Source organism: Shewanella sp. Shew256 (assembly GCF_002196695.1).
Classification (GTDB): domain Bacteria; phylum Pseudomonadota; class Gammaproteobacteria; order Enterobacterales; family Shewanellaceae; genus Shewanella; species Shewanella mangrovisoli.
Window position 1 is genome coordinate 88,172 of sequence record NZ_NAJR01000002.1, and the last position, 22,334, is coordinate 110,505.

The window sequence follows — 22,334 nt, forward strand, 5'->3', positions numbered from 1 at the left end:
GTCATCCTTCTCTCTGCCCTCCAAGTCTTCTTATCTGTACCTCCACTCAATTTCAAATCCGATTAAGGCAGGAAGGTTACTTTGTTTGAAATATCAAACATCGTGTAAATTATTGTGCTTTTATGGCTAGTGTTTCACAATTTGAAGGTGTAGGATGTGATAGTTGTTTAAAATAATGAACATAAAAATCAAGGGAACATCATGTCAGCCATACCTCACACTGGATCATATTATGCGGCATCGGCCAACGATAAGGTTGAGCGCGCGCGTTTACAGGAATCGATTGAAGCCGATGTTTGTGTGATTGGCGCGGGGTATACAGGCCTATCTGCCGCACTGCATTTACTCGAATCGGGTTTTAGTGTGGTAGTGCTCGAAGCCGCGCGAATTGGCTGGGGAGCATCAGGGCGTAATGGCGGACAAATCGTCAACAGCTATAGCCGTGACATTGATACCATTGAAAAAACCGTTGGCAAAGAACAAGCCAAGCTTTTCGGTCAAATGGCCTTCGAGGGCGGACGCATCATCCGTGAACGTATCGCTAAGTACAATATTGATTGCGATCTAAAGGATGGCGGCGTATTTGCGGCGATGAACGAAAAGCAAATGGGCCATTTACGCCATCAAAAGCAGTTATGGGAAAGCCATGGCCACGTGGGCAAGCTGGAGCTGCTCGATGCAAACAGCATTCGCTCTGTGGTAAATACTGATCGCTATGTCGGCGGTATGTTGGATAAGAGCGGCGGCCATATTCATCCGCTGAATTTAGCCTTGGGTGAAGCCCGCGCGGTAGAATCCCTCGGCGGAAAAATTTTTGAAGACTCAGCGGTATTGCGGGTCGATGAAGGCGATAGCCCTGTGGTGCACACCGCTAAGGGCAGCGTAAAGGCCAAGTTTGTGGTAGTGGCGGGTAACGCTTACCTCGGTAAACTTATACCTGAATTACAAGCTAAATCTATGCCCTGCGGCACCCAAGTGATCACCACAGAGCCCTTGGACGAAGAGCTGGCCGCAAGTCTGTTACCTCAAGATTATTGCGTCGAAGATTGTAACTATCTGCTCGATTATTTTAGGCTGTCTGGCGATAAGCGCCTGATCTACGGCGGTGGTGTTGTGTATGGTGCCCGCGATCCCGCGGATATCGAATCTCTGATTATTCCGAATATGCTTAAAACCTTCCCACAGTTAAAAGGAGTTAAGGTTGATTATGCGTGGACGGGTAACTTTTTATTGACCTTATCGCGTTTACCACAGGTCGGCCGTATTGGTAAAAATATCTATTATTCACAGGGTTGTAGTGGCCATGGCGTCACGTATACCCACTTGGCAGGTAAGTTAATTGCCGAAATGCTCAATGGTCAAGCCACGCGTTTCGATGCTTTTGCGGCGCTGCCCCATTATCCCTTCCCAGGCGGTCACGCCTTACGTGTGCCTTTTAGTGCGCTGGGGGCATGGTATTACAGTCTAAGAGACAAATTAGGTATCTAATTTATTTAATTTTTTATACGAGGTAAGGCATTACCTCGCAGCGAGAGGAATTTCCTGTGTTGTTAAAAGACCCGAGTCTGCTGCGTCAGCAATGTTATATCAATGGTCAGTGGTGCGATGCGCAGTCAAAAGAAACTGTCGCTATAGCCAATCCCGCGACGGGCGCAGTGATCGCCAGTGTCCCTGTGATGGGGCAAGCCGAAACTCAAGCGGCGATTGCGGCTGCCGAAGCGGCCTTGCCCGCATGGCGAGCATTAACCGCAAAAGAGCGTGGTGCCAAGCTGCGTCGTTGGTTTGAGTTACTCAATGAAAATAGTGATGACTTAGCGCTAATGATGACCACTGAGCAGGGCAAGCCCCTCGCCGAAGCTAAGGGTGAAGTCACCTACGCCGCCTCCTTTATCGAATGGTTCGCCGAAGAGGCGAAACGCGTCTATGGCGATACGATTCCTGGGCATCAGGGCGATAAACGCATCATGGTGATTAAGCAGCCCGTGGGCGTGACTGCGGCCATTACTCCCTGGAACTTCCCTGCGGCGATGATCACCCGTAAAGCCGCGCCAGCACTGGCTGCTGGTTGTACTATGGTGGTGAAACCTGCGCCGCAAACGCCTTTTACCGCATTAGCCTTGGCCGTGCTTGCCGAGCGCGCGGGGATCCCCGCAGGGGTGTTCAGCGTGATCACTGGCGATGCTATCGGCATTGGTAATGAGATGTGTAGCAATCCAGTCGTGCGTAAGTTGTCTTTCACCGGCTCGACCCAAGTGGGCATTAAGTTGATGGAGCAATGCGCGCCGACGCTAAAGAAATTATCTTTAGAATTAGGCGGTAATGCGCCATTTATCGTATTCGATGATGCTAATATCGATGCGGCGGTTGAAGGCGCCATGATCGCTAAGTATCGCAATGCGGGGCAAACCTGTGTCTGCGCTAACCGCATTTATGTTCAGGCGGACGTGTATGACGAATTTGCTCGCAAGCTCAGTATTGCCGTGGGCAAATTAAAGGTGGGTGAGGGTATTGGCGAGGGCGTAACTACGGGACCGCTTATCAATCGCGCGGCGGTCGAAAAAGTCCAAAGCCATCTTGAGGATGCCCTCAGCAAAGGGGCGACTGTGGTTGCGGGCGGTAAGCCCCATAGCTTAGGTGGCAACTTCTTCGAGCCAACGGTACTGACGCATGTCGATAGCAGTATGCGCGTCGCCCGTGAAGAAACCTTTGGCCCGCTGGCGCCGCTGTTTAAGTTTACCGATGTGGACGATGTGATTAAGCAAGCCAATGATACCGAGTTTGGCTTAGCGGCTTATTTTTATGGCCGTGATATCTCACTCGTGTGGAAAGTGGCCGAGGCATTGGAATACGGCATGGTGGGCGTCAACACTGGCTTGATTTCCACCGAGGTCGCGCCGTTTGGCGGAATGAAATCCTCGGGGCTTGGTCGAGAAGGCTCTAAGTTCGGCATCGAAGAATATTTAGAAATCAAATATATCTGTATGTCTGTTTAAGCATCCGTTTGGAATAGACCGCCAGTGGTAGCCCTTTGGGCGTAGGCATTGTTATCGACATTTGTGTATAGCCAAGTTAGGCACGCGAGCAAGGAATACTAAATGAGCACAACCAATGATTCATTGATGGCACGTCGCCAAGCCGCAGTCGCAGGCGGTGTTGGTCAAATTCATCCTGTTTTTACTGCTCGCGCCGAAAACGCGACCGTGTGGGATGTGGAAGGTCGAGAGTTTATCGACTTTGCGGGTGGTATTGCGGTGCTTAACACTGGGCATTTACATCCTAAGGTGAAGGCGGCCGTTGCGGCGCAGCTTGAGGATTTCTCCCACACCTGTTTTATGGTGCTTGGCTACGAAAGTTATATTCAAGTCTGTGAAAAACTGAATCAGTTAGTGCCAGGGGATTTTGCTAAGAAGACGGCCTTATTCACCAGCGGCTCAGAAGCGGTTGAAAACGCGGTTAAAGTTGCTCGTGCATACACTAAGCGGGCGGGCGTGATTGCCTTTACCTCGGGTTACCATGGTCGCACTATGGCGGCGCTGGCATTAACGGGAAAGGTCGCGCCTTACAGTAAAGGCATGGGATTAATGTCGGCCAATGTGTTCCGTGCCGAGTTCCCTTGTGCGCTGCACGGCGTGTCCGATGATGATGCGATGGCCTCTATCGAGCGCATCTTTAAAAACGATGCCGAGCCGAGCGATATCGCGGCCATCATCCTAGAGCCTGTGCAAGGTGAGGGCGGATTCTATGCCGCATCGCCAGCCTTTATGCAACGTTTACGTGCGCTTTGCGACCGCGAAGGCATTATGCTGATCGCCGATGAAGTGCAAACGGGGGCGGGTCGCACTGGAACCTTCTTTGCTATGGAGCAAATGGGCGTGAGCGCCGATATCACGACCTTTGCGAAATCTATTGCCGGTGGCTTCCCACTCTCAGGTATTACAGGTAAAGCTGAAGTCATGGATGCCATCGGTCCCGGAGGACTTGGCGGTACCTACGGTGGTAATCCGCTGGCCTGTGCGGCGGCGCTCGCCGTACTCGAGGTGTTTGAAGAGGAAAAGCTGCTTGAACGTGCCAATGCGATTGGTGAACGGATTAAGTCGGCGCTAAATACTATGCAGGTCGAACATCCGCAAATTGCCGATGTGCGTGGTCTAGGGGCGATGATAGCCATTGAATTGATGGAAGAGGGCAAACCTGCGCCTCAGTACTGTGCCCAAATCTTAGCCGAGGCAAGAGATAGAGGACTGATACTTCTTTCCTGTGGCACCTACGGTAACGTGCTGCGTATATTGGTGCCATTAACAGTACCAGACGAGCAGCTTGCCGCTGGGCTGGGCATTCTTAAGTCCTGCTTCGATGCCGTGTTAAAAGGTTAACATATATAAAAAAATCCCGCTTAGGCGGGATTTTTTATGGCGTGGTTTAACCCTTAAGTGCCTTTTATCTCCTTTAGGATTTGCAGTGCACGTTCGCGTTTTTGCTGATCATACAAATCGTTAGTAAAGATAAATTCATCGACTCCCAACTCCTTCACTATCATCTCTAAGCGGTGCTTAATGGTGGTGGGGCCACCGGTGACGGATAAGCCTAAGAAGTTATCGACATAGGTTTTTTCCTGCTCGCTCCACAGGCCATCCATGCTGTCTACGGGCGGTTTTAACCAAAGTTGTTCACCACGGATCAGCGCTAGCACCCGTTGCTTTGAGGTGGTGCTTAAGTATTCTGCTTCGGCGTCTGTCTCGGCGGCGATAAGTGGCAGGCCAAGCATGACATAGGGCTTATCCAACACCTTAGATGGCTTAAAGTCGCGGCGGTAAATCTCAATCGCATCGTAGAGGAATCTTGGCGCAAAATGCCCTGCAAAGACATAGGGTAAGCCGCGCTGAGCCGCAAGTTGGGCGCTAAAGAGGCTCGAGCCGAGTAGCCAAATCGGCACATGGGTGCCTTCGCCGGGAATCGCTCTTACGGGATGAAGGCCATTGTAGTCGCCGAGTAAGGTTTGTAACTCGCTCACCTCGGCGGGAAATTGCTCCGCGCGGCTCATATCACGATTAAGGGCGCGGCTGGTGATTTGATCGCTGCCCGGTGCGCGGCCAAGCCCTAAATCGATACGACCCGGATAAAGACTCTCGAGCGTACCAAACTGCTCGGCAACCACTAAGGGTGCATGATTGGGCAGCATAATGCCACCCGCGCCGACGCGAATGCGTTTAGTATTTTCAGCAATATAGCCAATTAGTACCGATGTCGCGGCGCTGGCGATACCGGGCATATTGTGGTGCTCGGCAAACCAGAATCGATTAAAACCTAACTCATCGGCCACCTTAGCGTATTGCAGGCTGGCGCGCAGCGTGTCTCCGATGCTCGCGCCTTGGCGAACCGGGGCGAGCTCTAAGAGTGAAAAGGGAACATCCGCCAGGGGAGATTTAGTCACTGCCTGCGATGGGGCGGCAGATGTTGAAGTCGATGATATAGCCATAAATTAAGCGCCTCTTTGCGTGAGTCAGCTCTGTGGCAACGGCTTTATTTGTCTCCCACGGATGAATGTGGTGGGCGCTAAAGCGATTGCTCTGTCAGTGCTGATGGAGTCTTACCCTAGGATATGGTGACGTATCCATGATAAACAAGCTCAAGGCTTGAACTTAACACCGTCCTAAAATTGGAACCGAACATCTTAGTTTTGCAAACAGGGGTGAAAGCCTTATCCCAAGCCGATGCATGAAAAATCAGCACAGAAAGTTCAGATTGTTTGGTGCTGAGCAGTAACCTAAAGGTATAAAAAAACTGCCGCAAGCGGGGCTTGTCGGCAGTTTTTAGCGCTCACATATAGCGTATGTGAGTCGGAGGATTATTGCTCGGCTTTCACATCACGTAGTGAGGCCGCCGCGTTATCTTCAATACTGTTATGGGCGTGATGACTTTCGGTCAAACGGCGCATCAGTGGTAATACGGCTAAGGCGATAAAAGTACAGGCTACGGCAGCAATACCTAATTTATTGAATAGGTTAGTATAAACGGGCAGCGTTTGCAGCGGGTCGACTAAGTCCTGTGGCACGCTGGCAAAGTTTGCTACAACGCCGCCTAAGTACTGGGAAATACCCGATGCCACGAAATACGCGCCCATCATAAAGCCGCCCATGCGAGCGGGGACATAGCGGGCGATCATGGCTAAACCAAGACCACTCACCAGCAGTTCGCCGAGTGAGTAAGAGGCATAACCCCAAATCATCACCCAAGAAGAGGTCTTACCCTCAACGGCAAATTGGCCCGCAAAACCGTAGATAAAGAAGCCTATCGCGACAACCGCAAAACCTAAGGCGAACTTAGCGGCAATCGAAAAGTCCTTATTGTTGCGACCAGCCCAAGAATAACTCCAAGCCAGAACAGGGCTTAACACCATGATCCAGATTGGGTTTAGTGCTTGGAACTGTGCTGGAGACCAAGTCCATAAATGGGTACCAAAGACTTGGAAATCCCAATCGACGTTACGCAGCGCAAACAGGGCCAGTGAGGTCGACATTTGTTGATAGAAGATAAAGAAGAATACAGTTTGCACAGTGAGGATTAGCGCCGCGATAAGGCCGGCACGCTCACTTGGCTCACTGGTACGAATTAAGTGGAAGAAAATCCCTAATACCGCCACACCCGCGGCATACACGAATACTCGGGCAACATCTTCATATTCAAGAATAATGGCTGAAGCCACAACCGAAAGCGCCGCTAATACCAAGACGATAGCCAAGTTCTTCTTGTTGACAGGGCGAGCATCAGGCTCTGAACCATAGTTGGCGAGGCTCTTGTGCATCAGGGCATAGTTACCTAAGCCGACGATTAAGCCCACACAGCACACCGCAAAGGCGGCATGCCAGCCAAATTCGTTACCGTATTGCGCGTTAACATAGTCCTTAATCCAAGGCGTTAACAGCATAGAGAAGGTTGAACCTACGTTTACCGCCATGTAGTAGATGGTAAAGGCGCTGTCGATTTTAGAATCGTCACCTTCGTAAATCTTACGGACTAAGTTACCGGCATTGGGTTTAAATAGGCCGTTACCGACCACAATCACCCCAAGGGCGGAGAACATAAACCAAGTGTTTTCGGTCGGCACAGTCATCAACGCATAACCTACCGACAAAATCCCCGCACCAAGCAGCATAGTGCGTTTGGTGCCGAGAATTTTATCCCCAACCCAACCACCGATGGCCGGCGACACGTAAATCAGCGCCGCACAGGCACTCCAAACTAAGTTTGCACGGGAGTCATCAAAGCCAAGACGCTGCACCATAAAGTACACGATCAGCGCCTGCATGCCGTAATAACCAAAACGTTCCCACAATTCGATAAGCGACACTGTCATAAACGAATGTGTCTTGCTTACCTGATTGGTACCAAGAGTCATAAAGCTTGCTTCCGTTATTGTTGTTTTGTGTTAGAGGCCAAGAGTATAAGGCGATAGTCTGCGCAAACCAATGCCACAACGCCGCAGAATAGACTTTGTTACAAATGAAATGGGCATTTTTAATCTGGAATTAATTTTTGTAAAAAAATGTCGGCCAGTTAACCGAGGCTGATTGTGAGTTTTGTCTTATCACCACATGGCATTTCGCGATAAATATCAAACTTTCATCGATGGAGATAAAAGTGAAGATAGACGCTAAATGAGTCAATTAAAGGTTTTACTTACGCTTAACAATTCACTATCTTAAAGGCTGGTAATCTCGTGACTGAGTGCTATTTTTTAAACTGAGAAGCAAAAATAAAAAATGAACTAGATCAAAATAATTAGGCTCTTGACCTTCTATCTTTTGGAGTTTACTCGATGAAGCATTTGTCCATCAGTACTAAGTTGTTGTGGATCACTTCCGCCTTATTCCTCTCAATTGTTGCCATTCTCTCCATTAGCCTCTGGTGGACCCTTTCGGACCAAAACACAGAGCTGTCTAATCAGGTTCAAGAGACATTACAAACCGAAACCCGTGACAAACTCGAAGCCCGTGCGGGCGAATATGGTGAGATGGTGGCGGGATTTATCAATGAAGCCTATCGGATCCCGTTTTCCTTTTCCGGCATGTTAGAGAGCACCGCGGAAGAGTTGCCATTAAAGCGTGATCGCTTAGAGCTGGCCGTGGCGGCGGTATTAAAGAAAAATAACCAGATATCCTCCATGTACGCGCAGTTTGAGCCTAATGGTTACGACGGGCTCGACAGTGAGTTTTTAAATGTCGAGGTTAGCCATAGCGTTGCATCATCGGGATCATTGGAGGTGTACTACACTCGCAACGATGATGGCACGGTCGAGCATAATCAAGTAGATGATTCAGCAGAAAAATATGTCACGACCTTAAACGAGTTTGGGATCCGTGAAGCAGAATGGTATCTCTGTGCTAAGGAAACCCTAAAGCCTTGTTTGATGGAGCCCTATCTCGATGAAATCACCCCAGGTAATAATGCACTGATGACCTCTTTGACCGTGCCAGTGGTCAAGCATAAGCAGTTTATTGGGGTGGTGGGTGTCGATGTGAACTTGCCCGTATTTCAGGCCCTAATCGATAAATTGTCTAAGAGTCTTTACGACGGTCAAGCCAAGGTAACCTTACTCAGTACCCGTGGGTTAGTGGTTGCCGCGAGTCATTACAGCAAAAAAGCACGCCCTCTGAGCGAATCTATTGATCCTAAACTTGCCTCGCAGATAGTCGCGTTACATAAGAATGGCGGCTATATGGCAAACGATGATGAGATTATCGTGGCCTATCCGATAAAAATCCCACTGGCGAAAGTGGAATGGTCATTGGCTATCCAAGTCCCTAAGGCTCAAGCCTTTAAGAGCTCCATTGAGTTGAATGACAAAATGGATGAAATGGCCACGTCCCTTGGCAGCATCTTGTTGATGGTCGGTTTAGCCGTGTCTATTCTGGCCGTGGTTACTATCAGTATAGTGATCCGCAGTATTATTGCGCCGCTCAAGATGATCCAAGGCCGTGTGGAGCACTTGGCCAGCGCCGATGGTGATTTAACCCAATCGATTGTGGTCGATGCCCATGCGGAACTGATTGCACTGGGTAAAGGCTTCAACTCCTTTATTCATAAGTTGAAAGACCTCATCAGCGAGTTAAAAACGCTCGCGGGACGCACCCAGGAAGAAAGTCTCTCCTCGGCACAAATTGCGGAATTGACCCGCGATAGTGTCCATCGTCAGTATGGCGAAATCGAAAGCGTGGTAACCGCGGTTAATGAGATGAGTGCCACGGCGCTTGAAGTGGCGAAAGCTTCTGAGCAAACCGCCGCGGAAACCGAAGCCATGTCGCGCAATGTGCGTCTTAGCGAAGAGAGCCTGACTAAGGCGATGGAATACGTGACCACTATGTCGCAGGAGTCGATGCAGGCGAAAGTGGCCGTGAGCAAAGTGGCTGAAAGCAGTACGAATATCAGCCGTATTCTTGAGGTAATTAGCTCGATTGCCGCGCAAACTAATTTGCTGGCCCTGAACGCCGCAATTGAGGCGGCGCGGGCGGGTGAACAAGGACGGGGTTTTGCCGTAGTTGCCGATGAGGTGAGGGCGCTTGCCTCTAAAACCCAAAGTTCGACCGATGATATCAGCGTGCTGATCGATGCCCTGCAGCAAGAGGTGAATAGTGCCTCAGGCATTATTGATAAAGGTGCTGAGCGTGCGCAAATGGCCGTGTCGCAAACAGAGCAAGCACTCACATCGCTTAATTCTATGGTCAGTCAGATAGAGGAAATTTCTTCTCAGGTGACGCATATTGCCGCGGCCGCGGAGGAACAAAGCGCGGTAACGGAAGAAGTTAATCGTAATATCACCGGAATTTCAGACTCGGCCTCTGAGCTGGCGCGCCTTGCGGGTGAAGCGCAGCAAAGCAGTGTGGTCCTTGCCGAACTGGTGAAACAGCAGCATCAACAATTAGGTAAGTTAAAGACCTAAATCGAGTCCCCTTGCACAGCGTGCACAAGGGAAAGTCACCAAGGCGCTTAAGTGAATTTCACTCAGCGCCTTTGTTTTTGGTCTTATTTTAGCAATAGCCTAAAAGGGCAAATCGAAATCACATTTGAGTGGTTATCGGAAATGAAGTGCGTGGGAATGAGTGAGTATTGATAGATGACAGACACAAAAAAGCCCATTATGAAATGGGCTTTTTTGTTGAATTGGGTGGTGGCCCCTCACGGACTTGAACCGTGGACCTAACGATTATGAGTCGTAATAATTGTAAAATAATATGAAATGGAACGAGATGAAATTGGTTTGTAATTTACTGTAATAATTGACTAAATTATAAGTTGGTGTTTCTCGTGGTATCTCAAAAAATCCTATGCTATCTTTCTGTTACTACAGGCAAAACTACAGGCAGTAACTGACGATGGCAAAGCTGACGTTTAGAACTTATCCGCAAGTTATCGAGCTTAAGACCACAGGCAAGCGTTATGAGGTTTACCGAGACACTGGCGAAAGGGGCACTGGGCGTTTAGGTGTTGAGGTGAGCAGTACAGGCACAAAGCGGTGGCTGTATCGCTATTTTTTTGAAGGCAGAAGGCAGTTCATAAGAATGGGCTTAGTGTCGGATAACTTTGTTATGACGGCTGCCCAAAGTGAATGTGATACTTATGCCGAAATGCTGGCACAGGGTATCAACCCTAAAATTGAATTAGAAAGGAGAGAGAGGCAGGCTCAAGCGCAAGAGCAGGCCGAAGCCATGAGGGGGAGCATTCAGCAACTCTTTAGGGCGTACACTGACAAAATGAAGGCAGACGGTAAGCGAACCCATGAAGCCGTTATCAAGTCACTGGAAAAAGAAGTCTATCCACATATTCCACCAGCTACTAAAGCTAAAGATATTCAACCTACGGATATTGTCCCTATCCTATCAAGCATGATCCAGCGTGGCGCTGTAGTTCAATCAAACAGAGTTAGAAGCTACATGGTGGCAGCCTTTAACTTTGGACTTAAACACGACTTAAACCCAGCACAGGCGCACACAGGCGTTAAATTCGGTCTGTTAACTAATCCTGCTCAGGTTGTCGCTAAGCAATCAAGCGCGGAAAAAGTCGGAGATAACTGGTTAACACTTGAAGAAGTGAGAGAGTTACTAGGCACTTTCCACACAGTAAGCAGAATTGGCCCTATGGTATCTGGTTTATTGAGACTGTGTTTTGAAACAGGAGGGCAGCGACCTTATGAATTGGCGGCTAGTCGTTGGGAGTCGGTTAACTGGAAAGAACGAACCTTACTTATCACCGCTGAGGTAAGCAAAAACAAACGACCACACCTTATCGCCTTAACTGATAGCGCAATAAACACTCTGATGGCATTGCAGAATCAGTCTGAGGGTGGCCCATTCATTTTTCCACATGGAAGTGACTTACAGCAGCACTTAAGGACAGACAGTTTTTCTAGGGCGATCACTCGCTTTAGGGAGGCCAAGCCAGACTTTAAGCCGTTCGTTGGACGAGATATTAGGCGCACCTGTAAAACGCTAATGGGTGAACTCGGTATATCTAAGGAACTAAGGGACAGAATACAAAACCATGCCCTTAATGACGTTTCCAGCAAACACTATGACCGCTATGACTATTTGCCAGAAAAGCGTGAAGCAATGCAAAAGTGGGAAGCGCGATTAAATGGCATAGAGGCTAAGGTTATCGACTTTGGAGGGCGGAAGCATGGGTAAGCGTGGGCCCAAAAAAGGAATCTGTTATAAAAAAAATGGAATAATTGATGAAGTCAAAATAGCAATACATAGACGTAATTATCCAAACGCGACTTGGACAGATACAACTCGTTTGATACATCCTAATTCAGAGGCATATTCTTACTGTGAATTTAAGAATAATAAGGTAAAACCCGTAAAGCGAAGCTTTGATAAGTTTAAAGATGTATTCTCAAAACTTGGGCTTGCAAAGGCTAAAGAGTGGGAGAAGCTTATTAATGGAGGCCGAATAACTGAGCCTCTGTGGTCATTTTCTCGTGAAGATAAAGAAAATTTTAGGATCAGTTTAAAAAATTCAAGCAATTACTGTGTATTTCCAAATGATGAATTTAAGGATAAGTGGAATGACGTAAGCAGCTTTTTACGAGATGGGCTTGTCGTTGATTGGATGTCTGAGAACTTTGAAAACAAAGTAGAACTTTTAAAAATTTGGAAAATATGGAAGCTTGAGGAAGAAACGAGAGAGGAAATATTAGAATTAAGAGGAGGAGAGCATTTGCATGTAGTATCAATTCGTTCTGGAGACGCAGAGCTTGTAACAGGAGCTGAAATGTTTGAGCAGCTAAACCAGCGACAGCACGATGGAATAGAAATGATCTTGGCCTCCATCGAAAAGGATAAAAACAAGCCTTAATTCTTCACTGAAAAACATTGTCCCCCTAGCTCTCAGTCTATTTTTGTATTCTGTTTCGTGAGTTCTCAATAAACCCTTATTGAGTTTCAATAAACCTCGAAACAGGAGCCTAAAATGGCCTATTACACTTATCAAGATCTAGAAAATCGCTACAGTAAAAATTACCGCACTATCTGGCGCTGGTGGGCCAAGGATAGGACATTAGAGCCTCCAAAAAGAGCAGGGAAAGTCTTTCTAGGCTGGACCGAAGATCAATTAACTCGGTTTGAAAATGGGGAAACCCAGTTGGAGGTGAGAAAATGAGCCTTCAACAAATTTTCAAAACCGTACCTTCAAACGTAATTCCCAAGACCAACTCTAAATCTTATCGTCTATTAGCCTTGCTTGCTAATGGTGAGGTAGCCAATGTTGAGCTGATTTGTTATGAGGTGGGCATCAATTGCCGTTCGCCCTTGCAGCAGCTCATGGGTAAGCGTTATGGCTTCTGGAATATCATTCCCGTTTGTGACGACAAGGGACTTATTGTGGGCCGAAAGCTTGACCCTAGACACTTATCGGAAGAACCAAAGCTTGATGCAAGAGCAAGGGCCGAAAGGCGCGTAGAGCTGGCACGCGAAAGCTTGGGGCAATCTATCCATGAAAAAGCGAGAGTCCGTAAGGCAAGGGCTGAATTGTCCGAGGCTGAGGAACACTTACTAAGTCTGGAAAGCGAAAATAAGTGAGCGCCTAGTAATTAGCTAGACGCTCAGGGTAACTCGCTGGTGGTTTTTCTTTCGCGAGGCAGACCACCAGCAGAATTAAGAGTACATCCAAATGAGAAATATTAACAGTGTTAGTCCCTGTGCTTGTATTCAAAACCTTGGGAAATGGGAATGGACAAGTTTCATAAGCAATTTCTTAAAAAGTAGACAAAAGTTGACATTTAATCGGATTGGTAAATGTTTTAGCGCGACTATGAGCTGCGTTCATGTGGGCGATTTTGCAAACGAAAGAGGGGCGTAACATGAACGAACCAAAAGAAGCGTTAAGCCAGTTGGATAAGGGTGAATTAATCGAAATACTGCAAGGCTGCAAATTGGTAGATGTGGCACTAGATATTGGCGCGGTTGTCAAAATGCCAAGAGATACCGCAATTATGACCATGTTAGGCGTGGTATCTGCCGCTGTTTCCATGTTGTATCGTACAGAATATCAGTATGGAGGAAAGATACCCGTTGGCCTTTATGTTGCTTGTGAACAGCCTCCTAGTACGGGCAAAAGTGGCTTGGTTTCAATGATGCAAGCACCAGTATTTGAAGCCTTAAAAAGCCTTAGAGAAGCTCATATTCCATTTACAGGCTTTCTAACCGATACCACACCCGAAGCGATGGAGAACACGCTTAGTAATGCTGGTGGGTTATTTATGTTAGCCAGTACAGAACAAACACTAATCAGCACATTGTTAGGACTGAGCTATAAGGAAAATAGCAGTAATAACAATAACAGCCTGATTTTGGAAGGTTACTCTGGGGACTGGCATTCATCGGCTCGCACTACTCGGAAGGGATATGCTGGAAACGTACACGGATCTATTATTTTGATTAGCCAAAATGGCACTATCGACAAGATCCTATCGAGCAGTAACGGAACGGGCATATCTGAGCGTTTTTTTCTGTTTACTGAGACAGACATGCTGGGTATGCGAGATCATACAGAGTCCCATAAAATTTCACCTGAATTACAAAATGCTTATGCCAATGCTATTAAGAGAATTATTGAGCAGGTTATCGTTAACAATGGCTACGATAGGGAGAGGATCGCTAATTCGCTTGATTTAGTGTTAACGGGTGATCCCGCCCAAGATGTTGACGTTCAAAAGCAAATTGATGAGCTAGTTATCCCGCTGAGAAAATTCTCAGAATTGGATTGCCTCCATGCGTCCCATTCAAGCTGGGAATACATTAATCAACAAAAAAATGAAGTTGAAAAACTCATGGGGGGCGGCTCAGCTTTTGACTCAAATTTAATGAGAAGTTATGCGGGTAAGTTAGATCAACGGGTGTTAAAAGTCGCCAGCGTGTTGCATGTGATGGAAGCGCTTTTGGCTGATAAGTCAGTAGGCAACATCATTGACCACCAATACATTGTTATGGCGGTAAAGCTCGCACGATGGAGCAATAAGCAGGTGTATCACATAGCTACGACTAAAGGCTTTATTGGTAAGCCTGCGGAATACGATGCCATTCTGAATTTTATGAGCAAAAGAAATAGACCACTTAGGGAAACCGAGATTAAACAGGGCTGTAAGGGATTAGCGGTATTTAAGGTAAAGCGTGGTGGGGCGGGTAACGCTATTGCTGAGACTCTTAATGCGATGGTTAAGGACAAAATTTTGGCCGTGACTTCGATGATGGGCTCAACAGGTCGGTCTCATAATGTTTATGTTATTCAATAGGAGTTACCCTGCCTAATCAGCCTAATTTCTGGCAAATACAGGCGTGGTAAGCGTTACAGCTAGGGAGGGGGAAAGCTATTACCTTCCTAATGATCCTAAATTTAGGCCGATTAGGATTGACTAGGCATGATTCCATCCTAGCTGAAACCCATAGATAGCCTAGCTTTACAATGAATTAGTCAGATTAGGCATGTGCGCTACAGAGACTGAAATTCGAATTTATGGAATCCCTAAAAGGATACCTCATTCGAGTTTCTTTAGTCCCTAAAGGATGCCCATTTGAATTTCTTTACTCCTTAAAGGGCGCGTGGAGGTAGATTTAATTTCCCTTCTATAAAAAGGAGCTGGGCAAGGTTAAGGTAAGGTTTTAGCTAAGGTTGAGCTAAGGATTTGCCACAGGAAATTGAGGCTATCTTGGCTAAAAACCTGATAAAACCTGACATTTATTTGCTGAAAAAATCATTAAGGTTCTGAATTTCAGAATAGAGTTTGGCCGCTGTTACTTTGCCTATTCCATTCAATTTCAATAAATCCGACTCAGTTAAAGACAGTAACTGGTTGATAGTAGTTATACCACTGGAATCAAAAGCTGTTTTGACCTTTTTGTTTACTCCATTAACTAGATGAGTAAATCCTTCTTTATCCCTAAAGTAGGTCAAACAGTCCTCTTTCGAGATGAAGCGTGACATAACATTGCAGATGTTATCCTCAGAATAGAACTTGCAGATTTTTGCTTCGATATTTTTCAGGCTCTTGTTTTTGCTTGAGTAATGGCGTGCTAGTTCCATTTTGTCATTGATGCTGCCATCAGATTCGAAAATGGAGAGTAAGCCGACTGCGTAATCTAAGTATTGATCCTTATCTACGCTACCCGCATCTGAGGCTGCCATCTCACCTTCCTCGAAAATGTCGAACTCAGGGCTGAGCTTGTAGACCCAACAGCCAAACGCTTGCCCTCCATAATCTGGTGGGGTTCCCTTGCCAGAGTATACTTCACCGGACTTTTTTAAAATCCAGACAGGGGTACTGAGCTTAAGTGTGGGATGAAACACCATTCCCTGAATTAAATCATCGTCAGGGTTAAGGTTGGTTTTGGCTTTAGGGCTTGTTGATTTACGCTTTTTAGATGGCTTGGAAGAACTTTTGAGCAAGCTAATAATTATTTTTAAAAGTCCCATAGCAACTCCAACCTCTTATCTAAAAATTAATTGTTTGAATGGTTGTGAAATGAAATCTGTATGCGTAAGGGAGTTTATCAACTTTTTAGGCTGAACAGTAATTTTCAAATTGGTTGTATCAGAGAAGCTAATTCTTGGGGGGGGACGCTTTGCTAATCACAGGTACATTCCCACTACTACAGGCACAACTACAGGCAAAATAGATGGGTATGAAAAAGGCGTAGTGGTTACTAACCTGCTACGCCTTATCAGAATATGGTGGCCCCTCACGGACTTGAACCGTGGACCTAACGATTATGAGTCGTGTGCTCTAACCAACTGAGCTAAGGGGCCGACTAAAGGCAATCGTCATTACCTAAAGCGAGTGGCAGTATACTAAGCTTGTTTGCGCTTGTCACCCGTGTTTTTTGATGAAATTCACCGAATTGATTCAAGTGGTTATCTGTTAATCAACTGTGGTTTTGGCTTCTGGATTTCATATCGTCTGAATGGAGAAGTGATTTTTAACCATTTGATTTTGAAAGAGAGCTTAGTAATGGCTATTCAGGATGAATTTTAAGGGATGTTAATAGGGGCAATAAAAAGCCCCGCGAGGCGGGGCTTAGAATCGATGCTTCGGTTGACTATTCGTCTAAGAACGACTTTAAGATTTCCGAACGTGAAGGGTGGCGCAGTTTACGCAGGGCTTTCGCCTCGATTTGACGGATACGCTCACGGGTTACGTCAAATTGTTTACCCACTTCTTCTAGCGTGTGGTCGGTATTCATATCAATACCAAAACGCATACGCAGTACTTTCGCTTCACGGGCCGTTAAGCCTGCTAATACCTCATGGGTGGCGCTCTTCAGGCTTTCGCTGGTAGCGCTATCCAGTGGTAATTCGAGGGTGGTATCCTCGATAAAATCACCTAAATGCGAATCTTCATCGTCACCGATTGGGGTTTCCATGGAGATAGGTTCTTTAGCGATTTTCAGTACCTTACGGATCTTATCTTCCGGCATCATCATACGCTCTGCCAGTTCTTCAGGTGAGGGTTCACGGCCCATTTCCTGCAGCATTTGGCGAGAGATACGGTTCAGCTTGTTGATGGTTTCGATCATATGTACTGGAATACGGATCGTACGGGCTTGGTCCGCGATTGAGCGGGTGATTGCCTGACGGATCCACCAAGTCGCATAGGTCGAGAACTTGTAACCACGACGGTATTCGAACTTATCAACGGCCTTCATCAGACCGATGTTACCTTCTTGGATAAGATCCAAGAATTGCAGACCACGGTTGGTGTATTTCTTCGCAATAGAAATTACCAGACGTAAGTTTGCCTCAACCATTTCTTTCTTCGCACGGCGAGCCTTGGCTTCACCGATTGACATACGACGGTTGATGTCTTTAATGGCGGCAATCACTAAGCCGGTTTCTTCTTCGATGGCGGCCAGCTTGCTACGGCAACGCTGTACGTCTTCTTCAACCATTCTCAAGCCTTCGGCATAAGGCTTGTTTGAGTTCTTTTCTGCATCGAACCAATCGAGATTGGTTTCGTTACCGGTGAAGAATTTAACAAAGTTCTTCTTCGGCATTTTGGCCTGTTCGACACAGAGCTTCATCAGTAGACGCTCTTGAACGCGAACGCGGTCCATCATAGAGCGCATGCTTTTCACTAAGCGGTCGAATTGCTTAGGTACGAGGCGGAACTCTTTGAAAATCTCACCGATTTCAAACAGTGCTTGAATCGATTCTGGGTGTTCACGACCTTTGGCATCGATGATCTTAAGCGCGTTTTCGTAGGCGGTTCTTAATTGGCTAAAGCGTTCACGCGCTTCTTCAGGATCGGGACCCTTGTTGCCATCGTCATCGCCTTCGCCATCACCGTCTTCGTCTTCGTCGTCTTCATCGTCATCTTCATCATCGAGATCTTCTTCCGATAATTCAGAACCGATATGAGTCGCGGTTGGACCTAGGTCTTCTTCGTCCGGGTTAACAAATCCAGAGATAATATCAGACAGGCGCAGTTCGTCGGCTTCGTACTGGTCGTACTGCTCAAGGATCATGGCGATCGCTTGTGGGTATTCGGCGACAGAGCTTTGAACTGTGTTGATGCCTTCTTCGATGCGTTTGGCGATAACGATTTCGCCTTCACGGGTCAGCAGTTCAACGGTACCCATTTCGCGCATGTACATACGCACTGGGTCTGTGGTGCGGCCTAGCTCACTTTCTACTGTGGCAAGGGCGGCTGCGGCTTCTTCCGCTGCATCTTCGTCTGTGTTGTCTTCCGACATCATCATGTCATCGGCATCTGGTGCTTCTTCGAACACCCGAATACCCATGTCATTTATCATCTGGATAATATCTTCGATCTGGTCAGAATCGACCATGTCTGCAGGTAAGTGATCGTTCACTTCTGCATAGGTTAAGTAACCTTGCTCTTTACCTTTGGCAAGCAACAGCTTGAGTTGCGACTGCGGAGTATGATCCATAGATATCATCCAAGTTGGGAAACTGTTACAACGACGGACAGTTAGCTTGTGCTAAGTGCCGCGCAAATCGTCAATTATAGCCATGTGCACTTACCTGTGCTAGTCACTGGGATACTGATTGAGGACATTTTTGCCTCAGTTTAGTCCTTTCATGACTGAGATCAGCTTCTGCAGCTGGATCTTCTCTTCCTTAGTATGGGTCTGTTTTAGACTCAATTCCTGATATCGTTGTTCAATATATTGATTGTTCAACCAAACCAGGGTCTGTTTAAACTTTTCGAGCAGGTTTTCATCCGCCACTTGATGGTCCCATTGGGCTAATTTATGCAGCGTCCCGCTGTGGGGGCTGTCTCTGAATTGCTCAAGTAGTTGTGCGCTGTTTAACCTATGCTCTCGTGTTAATTCCAACAGCAATGGCAGCAAGTCGATGCCTGGCATTTGCAGATGGTTTAATGCCGGTTGTGGGGATAATCCCACTCCCAGTTCGGGATGCTGTACTAACAAGGCGATGGCAAGTCGCAATGGCGTACCGCGTCCTTTGAGTCCCGTTGATGCTGTGGGCTTAGTTTGTTTGACACTAAAACCCAGTTTTTTCTTCATATCGTCTGAGCTGTTCATGCCTAACTTGTGAGCTAAGTTCTCAAGCAGTAGGTTTTGCAGCACAGTATCTTGAATTTTTTCAATTAGGCCAAAGGCTTGTTTGGCTAAGTTACCTTTATCGGTACCAAATTTTGTCGCTAATGTATCAAACAAAAATTCGGGCAGCGTGATGGCACTTTCCATCATTTGCTCGAAGGCGTCTTTACCAATCTTACGAATCATTGAATCCGGATCTTCAGATTGGGGTAAAAACATAAAACGCACTTTGTCCCCAGGTTTGAGTAGGGGTAAAGCGGTTTCTAAGGCGCGCCAGGCGGCCTCATTACCGGCTCTATCGCCGTCATAACAACAAATCACTTCCTTAGCACTACGCAGCAACAATTGGAATTGTTCAGCCGTCGTCGAGGTGCCAAGGGAGGCGACCGCGTAATCCACGCCATATTGGGCGAGGGCGACCACATCCATATAGCCTTCGACAATCAGTACCTTATCGGGATCGCGATGACGTTGTTTTAGCTCGTATAGGCCGTAGAGTTCATTGCCCTTATGAAATATGGGCGTTTCTGGCGAATTCAAGTACTTGGGGGTGCCATCTCCCAATACTCTGCCACCAAATCCAATCACACGACCACGGCGGTCGCGAATAGGAAACATCAGGCGGTCACGGAATCTGTCGTATCTTTTACCGCTGTCATTGCTGATCAGCATGCCTGCGGTCAGGAGTTTATCCTGTGCATCTTGACTATGTCGGTAACGGCTTAATAAGCCATCCCAACCGTCGGGCGCAAAACCAATCCCAAAATGCTCAACAATATCATCGGATAATCCGCGATAGGCGAGGTAGTCGATGACTTTTTGTTTATCTTGGTGTTGTCTTAACTGAGTTTGAAAAAAGCGGCTCGCTTCTTCCATTAATTGGTATAGATCACGGCTTAGGCCATCGTCTTGGCGTTTACCCGTGCCTTGTTCCCTTGGGACTTCTAAGCCCAGTTGTCCGGCAAGATCTTCTATGGCATCGACAAAGTCGAGTCTGTCGTACTCCATCACAAAATCGATGGCGTTGCCGTGGGCACCGCAGCCAAAACAATGATAAAACTGTTTATCGCGGCTAACGGTAAACGAAGGTGATTTTTCGCTATGAAAAGGACAACAGGCCGAGTAGTTTTTACCCGCCTTTTTCAAGGGCACCTTGCGGTCGATAAGCTCGACAATGTCGGTGCGAGCGATTAGCTCATTGATAAAATCACGAGGTATTGCCATTGAGTGCTTAAAATCTCGCCTTGCGCGAATTTAAACAAACAAGCCGCGCATAGGCACGGCTTGTTCATACATTGAAACGCTAATTATTGCAATTTTGCACGGATCATAGCGCCGATAGCGCCCATGTCTGCACGTCCTTGAACTTTAGGTTTTAATGCTCCCATTACTTTGCCCATATCCACCATGGAGGATGCGCCTATTTCAGCAATAGCGGCATCGATGAACGCAGCAATTTCCGCCTCAGAGAGGGGAGTCGGCAGGAAAGTTTCAATAACTTGAATCTCTTCTGCTTCTGCTGCGGCCAACTCGCTACGACCCGCTGCTTCATATTGAGCAATCGAATCGCGACGTTGTTTCACCATTTTGGTTAAGACAGCTATAACCTGCTCATCATTCAGGGTTTCGCGGGTATCCACTTCAATCTGTTTGATGGCTGCAAGTGCCATACGAATAGTACTCAATCTCGCCTTCTCTTTGGCGATCATGGCCTGTTTCATATGGTCTTTTAGCTGATCAATTAGGCTCATAAGAGATTAGTATAAACGTACGCGACGTGCGTTTTCGCGAGAAAGCTTTTTAGCTAAACGTTTAACTGCAGCTGCTTTAGCGCGCTTACGTGCAGTAGTTGGCTTCTCGTAGAATTCACGAGCACGCACGTCAGCTAAAATACCAGCTTTTTCACAAGAGCGCTTGAAACGACGCAGAGCTACGTCGAATGGTTCGTTTTCACGTACTTTAATAATTGGCATACGCCATCACCCCTTAGGTGTAGGTTGTGTGGTTCAATTGCTTGAACCAAGTGTATTTAAAATGGTGCGGAATTTTATACCGAGACAACTAGGCTTGTAAAGCCCTAATCCTGTGTGGCGGGGTTGGCCTCGGGAATATGATGATCGGCGACTGGAGTAATTGTCATCATACAGGTAGAATTAGCGCCCTTTGGTAATTTGGATATGAGGCACCATGCGGGTTCTAGGTATTGAGACATCTTGTGACGAGACAGGTATTGCCGTCTATGACGATAAGCAGGGGTTACTTTCCCATGCTTTATATAGTCAGGTTAAGTTGCATGCGGATTATGGTGGGGTTGTGCCTGAACTGGCTTCCCGCGACCATGTGCGCAAAATTGTCCCGCTGATCCGCCAAGCGTTGAAAAATGCCAATACCGAGATTGCCGATTTAGATGGGATTGCCTACACCAAAGGCCCTGGCCTTATCGGTGCTTTATTAGTGGGCGCTTGTGTTGGCCGCTCACTTGCCTTTGCTTGGAATAAACCCGCCATCGGTGTGCACCATATGGAAGGGCATCTGCTGGCGCCAATGCTGGAAGACGATGCGCCTGAGTTTCCCTTTGTGGCACTGTTAGTGTCTGGCGGCCACTCCATGTTAGTGAAGGTTGATGGTATCGGCCTTTATGAAGTCTTAGGTGAGTCGGTCGATGACGCCGCCGGTGAAGCCTTCGATAAAACCGCTAAGTTGATGGGGCTGGATTATCCTGGCGGTCCACGGCTTGCGAAACTGGCCGCCAAAGGCGAGCCAGCAGGTTATCAATTTCCGCGGCCAATGACCGACAGACCCGGACTCGATTTTAGTTTCTCTGGCCTGAAAACCTTTACCGCCAATACCATTGCCGCTGAGCCCGATGATGATCAAACCCGCGCGAACATCGCCCGCGCCTTTGAAGAAGCGGTCGTCGATACGCTCGCGATTAAATGTCGCCGCGCGTTAAAACAAACAGGTTATAACCGTTTAGTGATAGCAGGTGGCGTGAGTGCCAATACGCGCCTACGGGAAACCTTGGCCGAGATGATGACCTCTATCGGTGGCCGAGTTTATTATCCTCGTGGTGAATTCTGTACTGACAATGGTGCCATGATCGCCTTTGCTGGCCTGCAGCGTTTAAGGGCGGGGCAACAGGAAGACTTAGCGGTCAAAGGTCAACCTAGATGGCCGCTCGATACCTTACCGCCTGTTGCATGAGTTATCGCAGGCTAAGTCAGCAGAATAAAAAAACAGCGCATGATGCGCTGTTTTTTT

At 47.3% G+C, this 22,334-nt stretch carries 17 protein-coding genes and 1 tRNA gene; 10 read left to right on the forward strand and 8 right to left on the reverse strand.

All coding sequences use genetic code 11. From position 1 onward, the window contains the following. Positions 1-201 precede the first annotated feature (201 nt). From B5P39_RS03260 to gabT, 3 genes are all read left to right on the forward strand, one after another. Positions 202-1,488: an NAD(P)/FAD-dependent oxidoreductase gene (locus B5P39_RS03260; protein WP_088210453.1), complete on the forward strand. Its 1,287-nt coding sequence runs from the start codon at positions 202-204 to the stop codon at positions 1,486-1,488. A gap of 56 nt (positions 1,489-1,544) precedes the next feature. Next, the gene (gabD, locus tag B5P39_RS03265; protein WP_088210454.1) at positions 1,545-2,993 is read left to right on the forward strand and encodes an NADP-dependent succinate-semialdehyde dehydrogenase; all 1,449 of its coding nucleotides are present in this window, start codon (positions 1,545-1,547) and stop codon (positions 2,991-2,993) included. A 102-nt stretch (positions 2,994-3,095) separates the two neighbouring features. After that, on the forward strand, positions 3,096-4,373 hold the full coding sequence (gene gabT / locus B5P39_RS03270) for a 4-aminobutyrate--2-oxoglutarate transaminase (protein ID WP_088210455.1): 1,278 nt from the start codon (positions 3,096-3,098) through the stop codon (positions 4,371-4,373). Positions 4,374-4,426: 53 nt separating this feature from the next. Here gabT and B5P39_RS03275 read toward each other — a convergent pair whose 3' ends face one another. Together B5P39_RS03275 and B5P39_RS03280 are read right to left on the reverse strand one after the other, a co-directional pair. Next, positions 4,427-5,476: an LLM class flavin-dependent oxidoreductase gene (locus B5P39_RS03275; RefSeq protein ID WP_088210456.1), complete on the reverse strand. Its 1,050-nt coding sequence runs from the start codon at positions 5,474-5,476 to the stop codon at positions 4,427-4,429. Between the two features lie 369 nt (positions 5,477-5,845). Next, positions 5,846-7,396: a peptide MFS transporter gene (locus tag B5P39_RS03280; RefSeq protein ID WP_088210457.1), complete on the reverse strand. Its 1,551-nt coding sequence runs from the start codon at positions 7,394-7,396 to the stop codon at positions 5,846-5,848. Between the two features lie 420 nt (positions 7,397-7,816). Between B5P39_RS03280 and B5P39_RS03285 the strand changes: the two genes are divergently transcribed. The 6 genes from B5P39_RS03285 (at position 7,817) to B5P39_RS03310 (ending at position 14,785) form a co-directional block, all read left to right on the forward strand. Continuing rightward, a complete protein-coding gene (locus B5P39_RS03285) occupies positions 7,817-9,937 on the forward strand; it encodes a methyl-accepting chemotaxis protein (protein ID WP_088210458.1) in 2,121 nt (706 codons plus the stop codon). A gap of 433 nt (positions 9,938-10,370) precedes the next feature. Then, on the forward strand, positions 10,371-11,678 hold the full coding sequence (locus B5P39_RS03290; RefSeq protein ID WP_088210459.1) for a tyrosine-type recombinase/integrase: 1,308 nt from the start codon (positions 10,371-10,373) through the stop codon (positions 11,676-11,678). Then, on the forward strand, positions 11,671-12,351 hold the full coding sequence (locus B5P39_RS03295) for a hypothetical protein (RefSeq protein WP_088210460.1): 681 nt from the start codon (positions 11,671-11,673) through the stop codon (positions 12,349-12,351). The genes B5P39_RS03290 and B5P39_RS03295 overlap by 8 nt, the downstream gene beginning before the upstream one ends. A 114-nt stretch (positions 12,352-12,465) precedes the next feature. After that, positions 12,466-12,654 carry a hypothetical protein gene (locus B5P39_RS03300; RefSeq protein WP_088210461.1) on the forward strand — a complete coding sequence of 63 codons (189 nt, stop codon included), beginning with the start codon at positions 12,466-12,468 and terminating at the stop codon, positions 12,652-12,654. Then, entirely contained in the window at positions 12,651-13,073 is a 423-nt protein-coding gene (locus tag B5P39_RS03305; protein WP_088210462.1) for a hypothetical protein, read from the forward strand. The genes B5P39_RS03300 and B5P39_RS03305 overlap by 4 nt, the downstream gene beginning before the upstream one ends. Before the next feature lie 281 nt (positions 13,074-13,354). Beyond that, on the forward strand, positions 13,355-14,785 hold the full coding sequence (locus tag B5P39_RS03310) for a DUF3987 domain-containing protein (RefSeq protein ID WP_176399851.1): 1,431 nt from the start codon (positions 13,355-13,357) through the stop codon (positions 14,783-14,785). Between the two features lie 443 nt (positions 14,786-15,228). Here the strand turns inward: B5P39_RS03310 and B5P39_RS03315 are convergent, their stop codons facing one another. From B5P39_RS03315 to rpsU, 6 genes are all read right to left on the reverse strand, one after another. Next, entirely contained in the window at positions 15,229-15,963 is a 735-nt protein-coding gene (locus B5P39_RS03315) for a helix-hairpin-helix domain-containing protein (protein WP_088210464.1), read from the reverse strand. Positions 15,964-16,219: 256 nt separating this feature from the next. Further along, positions 16,220-16,296, reverse strand: a tRNA-Ile gene (locus B5P39_RS03320). Positions 16,297-16,586: 290 nt separating this feature from the next. Continuing rightward, on the reverse strand, positions 16,587-18,437 hold the full coding sequence (gene rpoD, locus B5P39_RS03325; RefSeq protein WP_086903108.1) for an RNA polymerase sigma factor RpoD: 1,851 nt from the start codon (positions 18,435-18,437) through the stop codon (positions 16,587-16,589). 135 nt (positions 18,438-18,572) lie between these two features. Next, positions 18,573-20,297, reverse strand: coding sequence for a DNA primase (gene dnaG, locus B5P39_RS03330; protein ID WP_088210465.1), 1,725 nt, complete (start codon positions 20,295-20,297; stop codon positions 18,573-18,575). Between the two features lie 83 nt (positions 20,298-20,380). Continuing rightward, entirely contained in the window at positions 20,381-20,824 is a 444-nt protein-coding gene (locus tag B5P39_RS03335; protein ID WP_088210466.1) for a GatB/YqeY domain-containing protein, read from the reverse strand. 6 nt (positions 20,825-20,830) lie between these two features. Then, positions 20,831-21,046, reverse strand: coding sequence for a 30S ribosomal protein S21 (rpsU, locus tag B5P39_RS03340; protein WP_006080725.1), 216 nt, complete (start codon positions 21,044-21,046; stop codon positions 20,831-20,833). Between the two features lie 214 nt (positions 21,047-21,260). Here rpsU and tsaD point away from each other — a divergent pair, with 214 nt between their 5' ends. Further along, a complete protein-coding gene (gene tsaD / locus B5P39_RS03345) occupies positions 21,261-22,277 on the forward strand; it encodes a tRNA (adenosine(37)-N6)-threonylcarbamoyltransferase complex transferase subunit TsaD (protein WP_088210467.1) in 1,017 nt (338 codons plus the stop codon). Positions 22,278-22,334: the final 57 nt, after the last annotated feature.

What these genes read in the sequence shown, in the direction of transcription:
- B5P39_RS03260 (WP_088210453.1), top strand. Translation starts at nt 202, where the DNA reads ATGTCAGCCATACCTCACACTGGATCATATTATGCGGCATCGGCCAAC.
- gabT (WP_088210455.1), top strand. Translation starts at nt 3,096, where the DNA reads ATGAGCACAACCAATGATTCATTGATGGCACGTCGCCAAGCCGCAGTC.
- B5P39_RS03275 (WP_088210456.1), bottom strand. Translation starts at nt 5,476, where the DNA reads ATGGCTATATCATCGACTTCAACATCTGCCGCCCCATCGCAGGCAGTG.
- B5P39_RS03280 (WP_088210457.1), bottom strand. Translation starts at nt 7,396, where the DNA reads ATGACTCTTGGTACCAATCAGGTAAGCAAGACACATTCGTTTATGACA.
- B5P39_RS03285 (WP_088210458.1), top strand. Translation starts at nt 7,817, where the DNA reads ATGAAGCATTTGTCCATCAGTACTAAGTTGTTGTGGATCACTTCCGCC.
- B5P39_RS03290 (WP_088210459.1), top strand. Translation starts at nt 10,371, where the DNA reads ATGGCAAAGCTGACGTTTAGAACTTATCCGCAAGTTATCGAGCTTAAG.
- B5P39_RS03295 (WP_088210460.1), top strand. Translation starts at nt 11,671, where the DNA reads ATGGGTAAGCGTGGGCCCAAAAAAGGAATCTGTTATAAAAAAAATGGA.
- B5P39_RS03300 (WP_088210461.1), top strand. Translation starts at nt 12,466, where the DNA reads ATGGCCTATTACACTTATCAAGATCTAGAAAATCGCTACAGTAAAAAT.
- B5P39_RS03305 (WP_088210462.1), top strand. Translation starts at nt 12,651, where the DNA reads ATGAGCCTTCAACAAATTTTCAAAACCGTACCTTCAAACGTAATTCCC.
- B5P39_RS03310 (WP_176399851.1), top strand. Translation starts at nt 13,355, where the DNA reads ATGAACGAACCAAAAGAAGCGTTAAGCCAGTTGGATAAGGGTGAATTA.
- B5P39_RS03315 (WP_088210464.1), bottom strand. Translation starts at nt 15,963, where the DNA reads ATGGGACTTTTAAAAATAATTATTAGCTTGCTCAAAAGTTCTTCCAAG.
- rpoD (WP_086903108.1), bottom strand. Translation starts at nt 18,437, where the DNA reads ATGGATCATACTCCGCAGTCGCAACTCAAGCTGTTGCTTGCCAAAGGT.
- dnaG (WP_088210465.1), bottom strand. Translation starts at nt 20,297, where the DNA reads ATGGCAATACCTCGTGATTTTATCAATGAGCTAATCGCTCGCACCGAC.
- B5P39_RS03335 (WP_088210466.1), bottom strand. Translation starts at nt 20,824, where the DNA reads ATGAGCCTAATTGATCAGCTAAAAGACCATATGAAACAGGCCATGATC.
- rpsU (WP_006080725.1), bottom strand. Translation starts at nt 21,046, where the DNA reads ATGCCAATTATTAAAGTACGTGAAAACGAACCATTCGACGTAGCTCTG.
- tsaD (WP_088210467.1), top strand. Translation starts at nt 21,261, where the DNA reads ATGCGGGTTCTAGGTATTGAGACATCTTGTGACGAGACAGGTATTGCC.